The sequence below is a fragment of the Glaciihabitans sp. INWT7 genome (genome assembly GCF_014217685.1).
Classification (GTDB): domain Bacteria; phylum Actinomycetota; class Actinomycetes; order Actinomycetales; family Microbacteriaceae; genus Lacisediminihabitans.
This window is the reverse complement of record NZ_CP043653.1, coordinates 3,319,329-3,328,990: the sequence shown is the minus strand read 5'-3', so window position 1 is coordinate 3,328,990 and position 9,662 is coordinate 3,319,329. Positions and strand designations below refer to the sequence as shown.

12 protein-coding genes are annotated in these 9,662 nt (G+C 63.3%); 8 read left to right on the top strand and 4 right to left on the bottom strand.

Going from position 1 to position 9,662, the window contains the following annotated elements; translation table 11 throughout:
* The first annotated feature begins 271 nt into the window (after positions 1 to 271).
* The 8 genes from rpmH (at position 272) to F1C58_RS16065 (ending at position 5,850) form a co-directional block, all read left to right on the top strand.
* A complete protein-coding gene (gene rpmH / locus F1C58_RS16100; RefSeq protein ID WP_010204566.1) occupies positions 272 to 409 on the top strand; it encodes a 50S ribosomal protein L34 in 138 nt (45 codons plus the stop codon).
* A gap of 10 nt (positions 410 to 419) precedes the next feature.
* Complete coding sequence (rnpA, locus tag F1C58_RS16095; RefSeq protein ID WP_185202033.1) at positions 420 to 761, top strand: ribonuclease P protein component; 342 nt, start codon at positions 420 to 422, stop codon at positions 759 to 761.
* The gene (gene yidD / locus F1C58_RS16090) at positions 758 to 1,066 is read left to right on the top strand and encodes a membrane protein insertion efficiency factor YidD (RefSeq protein ID WP_185202032.1); all 309 of its coding nucleotides are present in this window, start codon (positions 758 to 760) and stop codon (positions 1,064 to 1,066) included. Before rnpA ends, yidD begins: the two co-directional genes overlap by 4 nt.
* Before the next feature lie 9 nt (positions 1,067 to 1,075).
* The gene (gene yidC / locus F1C58_RS16085) at positions 1,076 to 2,032 is read left to right on the top strand and encodes a membrane protein insertase YidC (RefSeq protein ID WP_185202031.1); all 957 of its coding nucleotides are present in this window, start codon (positions 1,076 to 1,078) and stop codon (positions 2,030 to 2,032) included.
* A gap of 267 nt (positions 2,033 to 2,299) precedes the next feature.
* On the top strand, positions 2,300 to 2,749 hold the full coding sequence (locus F1C58_RS16080) for a R3H domain-containing nucleic acid-binding protein (protein ID WP_185204211.1): 450 nt from the start codon (positions 2,300 to 2,302) through the stop codon (positions 2,747 to 2,749).
* 175 nt (positions 2,750 to 2,924) lie between these two features.
* Positions 2,925 to 3,536: a 16S rRNA (guanine(527)-N(7))-methyltransferase RsmG gene (gene rsmG / locus F1C58_RS16075; protein WP_185202030.1), complete on the top strand. Its 612-nt coding sequence runs from the start codon at positions 2,925 to 2,927 to the stop codon at positions 3,534 to 3,536.
* Positions 3,537 to 3,919: 383 nt separating this feature from the next.
* Positions 3,920 to 4,888, top strand: a complete 969-nt coding sequence (locus F1C58_RS16070) for a ParA family protein (protein ID WP_185204210.1) — start codon at positions 3,920 to 3,922, stop codon at positions 4,886 to 4,888.
* Positions 4,888 to 5,850 (top strand): ParB/RepB/Spo0J family partition protein, encoded by a 963-nt coding sequence (locus F1C58_RS16065; protein WP_185202029.1) that lies wholly within the window; start codon positions 4,888 to 4,890, stop codon positions 5,848 to 5,850. The genes F1C58_RS16070 and F1C58_RS16065 overlap by 1 nt, the downstream gene beginning before the upstream one ends.
* 24 nt (positions 5,851 to 5,874) lie before the next feature.
* Here the strand turns inward: F1C58_RS16065 and F1C58_RS16060 are convergent, their stop codons facing one another.
* The 4 genes from F1C58_RS16060 to trxB all read right to left on the bottom strand — a co-directional run bounded on the left by F1C58_RS16060 (position 5,875) and on the right by trxB (position 9,622).
* The gene (locus F1C58_RS16060) at positions 5,875 to 6,849 is read right to left on the bottom strand and encodes a D-alanine--D-alanine ligase (RefSeq protein WP_185202028.1); all 975 of its coding nucleotides are present in this window, start codon (positions 6,847 to 6,849) and stop codon (positions 5,875 to 5,877) included.
* A gap of 3 nt (positions 6,850 to 6,852) precedes the next feature.
* Positions 6,853 to 8,169 carry a PLP-dependent aminotransferase family protein gene (locus F1C58_RS16055; RefSeq protein ID WP_185202027.1) on the bottom strand — a complete coding sequence of 439 codons (1,317 nt, stop codon included), beginning with the start codon at positions 8,167 to 8,169 and terminating at the stop codon, positions 6,853 to 6,855.
* Positions 8,170 to 8,286: 117 nt separating this feature from the next.
* Positions 8,287 to 8,613 carry a thioredoxin gene (trxA, locus tag F1C58_RS16050; protein ID WP_185202026.1) on the bottom strand — a complete coding sequence of 109 codons (327 nt, stop codon included), beginning with the start codon at positions 8,611 to 8,613 and terminating at the stop codon, positions 8,287 to 8,289.
* Positions 8,614 to 8,644: 31 nt separating this feature from the next.
* A complete protein-coding gene (gene trxB, locus F1C58_RS16045; RefSeq protein ID WP_185204209.1) occupies positions 8,645 to 9,622 on the bottom strand; it encodes a thioredoxin-disulfide reductase in 978 nt (325 codons plus the stop codon).
* Between the last annotated feature and the right edge of the window lie 40 nt (positions 9,623 to 9,662).

Below are 9,662 nucleotides of genomic sequence, written 5' to 3'. Positions count from 1 at the left end.
TGTTTCCTCGCTGTAATCGGGCGTAGTTATGCACAGGGTTATCCACCGGTTGTGCAGTCCCACCACCTTAGTTCCGGTCGCATGTCGCTGCCACGCTGACTTTATGGGAGTGTGGATAATGCGCGGGATGGCTCCAGAGTTTGACCGCAGCCGATTAAGACCGTATTTTTAATCAGTTGACTTCAGCCTGACGGCTAACCTTCACTCCCCTGGCTTCCTGGCTCCTACCGAGCTGGCCGTGCGGAGTTCTAACACGCGAGAGATCTAAATCATGAGCAAGAGAACCTTCCAGCCGAACAACCGGCGCCGCGCCAAGGTGCATGGATTCCGCCTCAGAATGCGCACCCGTGCCGGACGCGCCATCCTGGGCGCGCGGCGTCGCAAGGGACGCACCGAACTCTCCGCGTAGCCGAGCCCCCGTGTTGGCCAAAGCCAACCGGCTCGTCCGGGCTGACGACTATCGACGCCTCGTGCGCCGAGGTCGGCGCGTGTCGACCCGTCACGCTGTGGTCTACATCATGCGGGGCAGCGACTCTGGTGCACCCCGGTTCGGTTTCATCGTTCCCAAGAATGTGGGAATCGCCGTGAATCGCAACCTCGTGAGGCGGCGTCTCAAGGCACTGAGTTTCACGGCTCTTCCCCAACTTGCACCGGGCACCGAGATCGTGATCCGTGCATTGCCAGGCTCAGCGCAGGCTGGCTGGGATATTCTGCGTTCTGAGATCTCGGAGGTTGTGAGCGGAGGAGTGACACGAGCGTGAATTCCATCGTGACATTCGTGCTCCTGCTCCCCCGCAATCTCAGCGTGCTGATTCTGCGGGTATACCGGGCTGTGATCTCACCCCTGTACGGCGATGTGTGCCGGTATTACCCCTCCTGCTCGTCTTATGCGCTTCAAGCCATCCAGCAGTACGGCCTGGTTCGCGGAAGTTGGTTGGGAATCCGCCGCATTGCGCGCTGCCATCCCTGGGCCGCCGGCGGTGTCGACGACGTGCCCCAGCGGGTCGAGCAGAAGTACGCGGTAACGCGTTTTGGTTTTGTTGTATCGATGGCCACGGAAAGGTGACCTAAACACATGGACATCATTGGCACCATTCTTTGGCCAATCAAGTGGGTTGTAGAGCTCATCCTGGTGGGCTTCCACGAGCTGTGGACCTTCCTCGGGCTCGACCCGAATGCCGGTCTGACCTGGGTTTTGTCTATTGTGGGCCTGGTTCTCGTCATCCGGGCGGCGCTCATTCCCATCTTCGTGCGGCAGATCAAGAGCCAGCGGCGCATGCTCGAAGTGGCGCCGCAGCTCAAGAAGATCCAGGACAAGTACAAGGGCAAGAAAGACCAGTTCTCCCGCGAGGCGATGTCCCGCGAGACCATGGAGCTCTATAAGAAGACGGGCACCAACCCGCTGAGTTCCTGCCTCCCGCTGCTTCTCCAGATGCCGATCTTCTTCAGCCTGTTCTCGGTGCTCCACAATGCGCAGACCGGCGTGGTCGGAGTCGGCCTGCTGAACAAGTCGCTCTCGAAGTCGTTCGGCTCGTCCTCGCTCTTCGACATCGCTCCCCTGCATCTGGCGATCAGTACCGCCGATGGCAACGTCGCTGTGATCGTGATCGCCATCATCATGATCGTGCTGATGACGGGATCGCAGTTCATCACCCAGTTGCAGATCATGTCGAAGAACCAGTCGGCCGAGATGAAGGCCAGCCCGATGTTCAAGCAGCAGCGGATTCTGCTGTATCTGCTCCCCCTCGTGTTCGCCTTCTCGGGCTACACTTTCCCCCTCGGAGTCATGTTCTACTGGCTCGTCTCGAACTTCTGGACGATGGGGCAGCAGTTCCTGGTGATCCGCAATATGCCGACGCCCGGCAGTGAGGCTGCCCTTCAGCGCGAATCCCGCATGGCGAAGAAGGCGCAGCGTCGCGGGTTCTCGATCATCGAGGACCAGCCGCTCGCCGTCGATGACATCAAGCTCAGTACCCAGCGGGTACAGCCGGTGAACAAGAACCGATCGAAGAAGACCGGGAACAAGAAGTAACTGCACGCCTGCCCTCCCAGCCGTTCCAGAAAGAGACCTCCTCCCATGTCAGAGACCATCCCCCAGCTCACTGCCGACACCCCCGAATCCGTCGAGAACACGGTGCCCGTAGAAAATGCAGAGTCCGTAGAAAACACAGAGTCTGTCGAGAACACAGAGTCCACTGAGTCCCCAGCCACCGATGTAACGCCAGAGGAAAGCGCCTCGGCCGAGCATGCGACTGCGGTTGCACCCCCTTCGTCCGATTCGGCCCGTTCGGTCACACAGTTGGAGGAGGAGGGCGAGATCGCTGCTGATTACATCGAGGAACTGCTCGACATCACCGATCTCGATGGCGATATCGACATCGACGCCCGCGATGGACGCGCCTATCTTTCGGTGAATTCCAGCCAGGACAGCAACCTGCGCCTCCTCTCCAAGCCGGAGACGGTGAACGCTCTGCAAGAGCTCACCAGAATTACCGTACAGGCGAAGACGGGTGTCTTTTCTCGGCTCATCCTGGATGTGGGTGGATCACGACAGGCTCGTGAGGCGGAACTCTCCCAGCTGGTGGAGCGCGCGGCGGACCGGATCGAGGGCGGCGCTGAGTCGGCGGCTCTTCCTCCCATGTCCTCCTACGAGCGCAAGCTCGTGCATGATCTCGTCGCAGCTCGCGGCTTCGTTTCACAGTCGGAGGGCGAAGGATCGGATCGCCACACCGTCATCACCCGCGCGTAGTTTCACGTGAAACATTCGGTCTCCGGAGTGCCCTGTGAATGAGCACGGCGCGGACACTGACCGGGATCTGCCCGCGCAGGCTCACCGCGGTGCCGCTCCTCGAGCTCATACATCTCGAAACGCGGGGACGTCAGATGCCCCCCCAGGACAGGCTGCCGCAGTTCCACCGGTATCGGTGGAGGCGGAACCCGCCGCTGCGGAAGCGGTCTTCGGGTCACGGATAGAGCGTGCACGCCGATTCACTGCAGACCTCGCCGCACAGGGTGAGGAACTCGGCCTGATCGGCCCTCTGGAGATTCCACGGCTGTGGACCCGTCATATTCTGAACAGCGCCGTTCTGGCGCCGTTGATCAAGCCGGGGCGTGTGGGGGACATCGGCAGTGGCGCCGGGCTTCCGGGTCTTGTGCTTGCCATCGCTCGACCGGATGCCCAGTTCATTCTGATCGAGCCCATGGAGCGCCGGGTCGACTGGCTTCGCCGCGAGGCCGAGGTGCTGCAGCTCGACAACGTCGAGGTCGTGCGTGCCCGGGCAGAAGAGGCAAAGCTCTCCCCGTGGCTGGACCAGGCCACCGCACGCGCAGTGAGCGCGTTGTCTAAACTGATCCCCTTGACGGTACCGCTCGTGAGATCGGGTGGGCAGTTGATCTTCCTCAAGGGTGCGAGTGTGGACGCCGAGGTCGAAGCTGCCGCCAAAGTGATCAAGCGCACCAGGTTGACGGATGTCGAGGTGCTCACGGTGGGCACGGGAGCCGAGGCGACCCGCGTCTTTCGAGCTACAGTTGATTGACCGTTCGGACCGGTCGGTGATGACGAGCGGTGTCGATTTTCTCGGGGTAATAGTGGCCTGACGGAGATCTCCTCCGCCTCCTGATGCCGCGAGCCGCCTGAGGCTTGAGGCCTGGAGCTTCACCATCACGATTTCGAGCATGACGAAAGACCAGATCGAGAAGGTTTCACGTGAAACATCCGAATGACGAGGGAATCCGGGTCGACTACGCGGCTGAGATCTATGCAGCGATGCTGGGCGACACAGCGGACCCCGACGAGACGCTCGAGCCCGGCCAGGATGCCGGCCCCCGCGAAGAGGTGGCGAGTGACCAGGCGGATCTCGAGGCCGAAGCGGGGATCGCGGCCGACATCGAGAAGGTGGTGGAGGTAGCGGCGGATGCGATGTCGGAAGTCGAGCCGCAGGCAGTGACCGGGGCAGGGGCAGCCGCCTCTGGCGACCAACAGCCGCCGGCCACGCCCGAGCCGGCGCCTTTTTCGCTGGGGGACACCCCTTTGGCGCGCGAGCTCTCCGAGATCACGCGCCGCCGCCAGGCGCTGGCGGCTGAGGTTCTGCCTTTGCCGCCCAAGACCCGTGTGCTGACCGTCGCGAACCAGAAGGGCGGGGTCGGCAAGACGACGACCACAGTGAATCTGGCCGCCGCGCTCGCCCGAAGCGGTGCGCGAGTGCTCGTCATCGATCTCGACCCCCAGGGGAATGCATCCACCGCTCTCGGCATCGAGCACCGCTCGGAGACTGTGAGCGTCTACGAGGTGATCATCAATGATGAGCCCGTCGCGAACGTGGTGCAGAAGAGCCCCGACTTCGACACGCTGTTCTGTGTGCCTGCGACCATCCACCTCGCCGGTGCGGAGATCGAACTCGTCTCCATGGTGGCGAGGGAGCAGCGGCTGCGGACTGCCGTCGAGAAGTTCCTGACGGAGAGCGAGCAACCGTTCCATTACGTCTTCATCGATTGCCCCCCGTCGCTCGGCCTTCTCACGATCAACGCATTCGTCGCGGCGCAGGAAGTGTTGATCCCCATCCAGTGCGAGTACTACGCTCTCGAGGGACTCAGCCAGCTGCTGACGAACATCAAACTGATCGAGCGGCATCTCAACCCGGTTCTCACCGTCTCCACGATCCTGCTGACCATGTTCGACGCCCGCACCAACCTCGCCAACCAGGTCGCTCAGGATGTGCGCGATCATTTCCCTGACCAGGTTCTCGCGACACTCATCCCGCGGTCGGTGCGTATCTCCGAGGCACCCAGCTATGGTCAGACCGTGATCAGTTACGACACGAATTCGCCCGGCTCCCTGTCTTACCTCGAGGCAGCCGCAGAAATCGCCCGAAGAGGAGCCCCCCAGTAATGGCCGCACCAAAGAGAACAGGACTGGGACGAGGCATCGGCGCGCTCATCCCGAGCGATCTGGGCAGTCCGGCACGACCTGTCGACGTCTTCTTTCCGACTTCGTCAGCCGAGGCCGCGACCGTTCCCGTGGACGAGCTCGTGAGTGTGCCGGGGGCGAGACTGGCTAATCTCTCCCCGAACGACATAGTCCCGAACGCGGCCCAGCCGCGCACCACCTTCGTGCAGGAGGACCTCGACGAGCTGGTGGCATCCATCCGCGAGGTGGGAGTGCTGCAGCCGATCGTGGTGCGACCCATCGCGGACGCCGCTGCCGGCCAGCCGCAATACGAGCTCGTCATGGGCGAGCGACGGTTGAGGGCCAGCAAACTCTTGGGGCTCGACAGCATCCCGGCGGTCGTCAAGAACACCGCGGATGATGCGATGTTGCGAGACGCGTTGCTGGAGAACCTGCACCGCGCGAACCTCAACCCCTTGGAAGAGGCCTCGGCCTACCAACAGCTTCTGGCGGACTTCGGCATCACCCAGGACGAGCTCGCCACCCGGATCGGCCGCTCACGTCCGCAGATCACCAACACCATCCGCCTTCTTCGACTGCCGACAGCGGTGCAGAATCGAGTGGCTGCCGGAGTGTTGAGCGCCGGGCATGCCCGTGCCATCCTCTCGGCCGGCGACGAGGCGACGATGGAGCGCCTCGCAGACAAGATCGTCAATGAGGACCTCTCGGTGCGGGCCGCCGAAGCCGCTGCGGGCCAACTCACCGCGAAGCCCACGCGCACCAAGCCGAGCGCGGGACGTCGTCAGGGTCATCTCGACGAGATCGCGGAACGCCTGGGCGATCGCCTCAACACCCGGGTGAAAGTGAATCTCGGATCGAGCAAGGGCACCATCGTCATCGACTTCGCGACGGTCGCCGATCTCAACCGGATCCTCGCCGAGCTCAATGAACCCGGCTTCGGCTAAATAGCTGATCAGAAGCAGTTTAGGTTACTGACGGGAACCGGAGAGCGAGTCCGAAATCGCAGCCTCGGCGAGGGCCGAATAGACCCAGCCGATGTCGTGGCCGGCAGCCTCGAGGGCGAGCGGCAGCAGCGATGTCTCGGTGAGGCCCGGCAGCACATTGGCCTCGAGGAACCAGGGGACTCCGGCGGCGTCGACGATCAGGTCGATGCGGGAGATGTGGCGAAGTCCCAGTGTGCGGTGAGCAAGCAAGGCCGCCGCCGCCGCCGATTCCAAGAGCTCCTCGGCCAACCGCGCGGGGGTGTAGAAGCGGGTCTCCCCGGCGTTGTACTTGGCCTCGAAGCTGTAGACGCCGGAGAGCGGCTGGATCTCCACCGCCGGGAGTGCCACCGGACCGTCGCCGGTGTCGATGATGCTGATCGCGATCTCGGTGCCGACAACCCGATGCTCGACGATCGCGACATCGCAGTAGGTGTAGGCATCCACCATCGCGCGCGGCAGGTCGTCCCGATTGTCGACGAGGGTGACCCCCTGTGCGGATCCGCCCTGGGCAGGCTTCACCACCAGGGGAACGGGAAGCCCATCCGAGAGGCTGTCGAGCACGCTGGCGGCGCCCAACTCTCGGAAGGCGTCGCGGGAGAGGGCGATCGATCGGGGCGTGCGCACACCGGCTCGCGACACGAGCACCTTCGCTGTCGGCTTGTCCCAGGCGAGACGAGCGGAGTCTGAGGTGGAACCGACGTAGGGGATGCCGATGAAGTCCAGCAGACCACGCAGGGCGCCATCCTCACCGCTTGCACCATGCAGGGCCGGCCAGACGACGTCTGGACGCGTCTGCGCGAGGAACGCCAGCAGTGAGGCATCCGGATCCCGAAGCGTCACGCTGATGCCGTGCTCCTGCAGCCGGTCGGCGACCTGGCGACCGCTGCGCAGAGACACATCCCGTTCGTGCGAAATACCTCCGGCGAGAACGACGACGGATCGGGGCATGACAGAGGTCATCGGCTATCCGATGTTCGAGGGGGGGCTTGCGATGCCCTGTTTCAGGGGGATGGTCGCGAGCGGCGAGGTCTGCGAGAAGGTGTTGAGCAGGTCGAGCTCACCGTTGATCACCACCGAGAGACGACGGATGCCCTCACGGATGAATTCGGGGGTGGGGTAGCAGAACGAGAGGCGGATGTTGTTGCGACCGTTTCCGTCGGCGTAGAAGGCGGTCCCGGGAGTGTAGGCCACCAGCTCCTTCACCGCGCGCGGCAGCATCGCCTTGGAATCCATGTGGTCGGGGAGGGTCACCCACACGTAGAACCCGCCGTTGGGCACTGTCCAGGTCAACTGGGGCAGGTATTCCGCGAGGGCGGCGAGCATGGCATCCCGGCGTTCGCGATAGATGCCGCGGAAGGTGTTGATCTGCCCCTTCCAGTCGGCCGAGTCGAGATATTCCGAGATCATGAGCTGACTGAACGAACTCGGTGACAGCACAGCCGCCTCGTTGGCGAGGATGAGCTTCTCGCGGATGGCGTGCGGAGCGAGGGCCCACCCCACCCTGAAGCCCGGCGCGAGTGTCTTGGAGAAGGTGCCGAGGTAGACGACGCCGTCGTCGTCGACCGACCGCATGGCCTGGGGAGGCGGAGAATCGAAGTACAGCAACCCGTAGGGGTTGTCTTCGAGCACAAGGATCTCGTTGGCCCGGCAGATCTCCAGAAGCTCGAGCCGGCGTTCCCAGGTGAGAGTGACTCCGGCCGGGTTGCTGAACGAGGGGATCGTGTACAGGAACTTGATCGTCTTGCCTGCGGACTTCAGGCGACTGATCGCCTGCCGCAACGCTTCGGGAATGAGGCCGTGCTCATCCATCGGGACGTGGTTGATATCGGCCTGGAACGAGTTGAAGACCACCATCGCGGTGACATAGCTCGGACCCTCCGCGAGCACGACATCGCCCGGATTGATGAAGAGCTTGGTGACGAGTTCGAGCGCGTGCTGGGAGCCTGTCGTGACCACCACATCGTCGACGCTTGCGCGGATACCCTCGAGCGCCATCACCTCGAGGATCTGCTCCCGAAGAGCCGGGATGCCCTGCCCGGAGCTGTACTGCAGTGCCTGCGGGCCCTGGCTGGACATCATCCGCTCGAATGCACCGGCGACAAGCTCTGGCGGCAACCCGGCGACGAACGGCATACCCCCGGCGAGCGAGACGACCTCTGGTCGGGATGCCACGGCGAACAGCGCCCGCACCTCCGATGCGCTGAGACCCGCGGTGCGATCGGCATAGCGGTCGTACCAGGGGTCGAGGTTCGTGCCGTCGTTTGTTCCGTCGTGAGTCATGTGGTTCCGCGTCGATCGGTGGGGTGAAGATCCAAGGATAGTGCGGGATATGAAAAGGCCCGTCCACCCTGCGGTGAACGGGCCGGTAACCAGCTAGGCGGTTACGACAGATGGCTGCTACTTGAGCCACTCTGCGAAGTCGGCCTCGAGAGCGGGCTTGGGCTTTGCGCCGATGACGCTCTTGACGACTTCGCCACCCTTGAAGAGCTTCATGGCCGGGATCGACGTGATCTGGTACTTCGCAGCGATCTCCATGTTGTCGTCGACGTTCACCTTGACGAGCTCGATCTTGTCGGAGTGCTCGGCGGCGATCTGGTCGAGAATCGGGCTGACCGCGCGACACGGGCCGCACCATTCGGCCCAGAAGTCCACGAGTACGAGCTTGTCGGAGTCCAGAACGTCGGCCTTGAAGCTGGCGTCGGTCACATCTTTGGCGGTTGACATTGTTTTCTCTCTTTCGATGGTGGGGTGGCCGTCAGGCCGAAACTGTTGCGGGCTCGGCGTCAGCGGTCGCTTTCGCCAGCACGTCTTTTGGGAGGGACGCCAGGTAGTGCTCGGCGTCGAGGGCCGCGACCGTTCCGGAACCGGCGGCCGTTACAGCCTGTCGGTAGGTGGGGTCCAGCACGTCTCCCGCGGCGAAAACCCCGGGAAGGTTGGTGCGCGAGCTACGCCCCTCGACCGCGATGGTGCCGTCGGCGTTGAAGTCCAGCATGCCGTGCACGAGATGCGTGCGGGGGTCTGCACCGATTGCGATGAACAATCCGCTGAGGTCCAGAGTCGTCTCCGAGCCGTCAACCGTGTTGCGGAGGCCGACCCCGGTCACCGCGCCGTCGCCGTAGATGTGCTCCACGGTCTGGTTGAGGAGGAACTCGATCTTGGGGTTCTCGAACGAACGATCCTGCATGGTCTTGGAGGCTCGGAGCGAATCGCTGCGGTGGATCACATAGACCTTGTCGGCGAATTTCGTGAGGAAGTTGGCCTCCTCCATGGCGGAGTCTCCTCCGCCGACGACGGCGATGGTCTTCTTGCGGAAGAAGAACCCGTCACAGGTGGCACACCACGAGACGCCGTGGCCACTGAGTCGCTCCTCGTCGTCGAGGCCGAGCTTGCGGTAGGCGGAGCCCGTGGCGAAGATCACCGAGAGCGCCTCGTGAACGTCGCCGTTGCCGAGGGTCACGGTCTTCACATCGCCGCTCAGGTCGAGGGACGTCACGTCGTCGAGCACGATCTCGGTGCCGAATCGCTCCGCCTGCGCTTGGAACGCAGCCATGAGATCCGGTCCCATGATCCCCTCAGGGAAGCCGGGGAAGTTCTCGACCTCTGTCGTCTTCATGAGCTCTCCGCCGGCCTCGACGGAGCTCGCAATGAGCAGGGGGCGAAGGTTGGCACGAGCGGCATAGATCGCCGCGGTGTAGCCGGCAGGACCGGAGCCGATGATGATGGTCTGGCGCAACGGAAACAACTCCTTGGATCGCGTGGATTCGGTCTGTGCC

Excerpts from the sequence above, each read along its gene's own strand:
- rpmH (WP_010204566.1), top strand. The coding sequence starts at position 272 with ATGAGCAAGAGAACCTTCCAGCCGAACAACCGGCGCCGCGCCAAGGTG.
- yidC (WP_185202031.1), top strand. The coding sequence starts at position 1,076 with ATGGACATCATTGGCACCATTCTTTGGCCAATCAAGTGGGTTGTAGAG.
- F1C58_RS16070 (WP_185204210.1), top strand. The coding sequence starts at position 3,920 with ATGTCGGAAGTCGAGCCGCAGGCAGTGACCGGGGCAGGGGCAGCCGCC.
- F1C58_RS16065 (WP_185202029.1), top strand. The coding sequence starts at position 4,888 with ATGGCCGCACCAAAGAGAACAGGACTGGGACGAGGCATCGGCGCGCTC.
- F1C58_RS16060 (WP_185202028.1), bottom strand. The coding sequence starts at position 6,849 with ATGACCTCTGTCATGCCCCGATCCGTCGTCGTTCTCGCCGGAGGTATT.
- F1C58_RS16055 (WP_185202027.1), bottom strand. The coding sequence starts at position 8,169 with ATGACTCACGACGGAACAAACGACGGCACGAACCTCGACCCCTGGTAC.
- trxA (WP_185202026.1), bottom strand. The coding sequence starts at position 8,613 with ATGTCAACCGCCAAAGATGTGACCGACGCCAGCTTCAAGGCCGACGTT.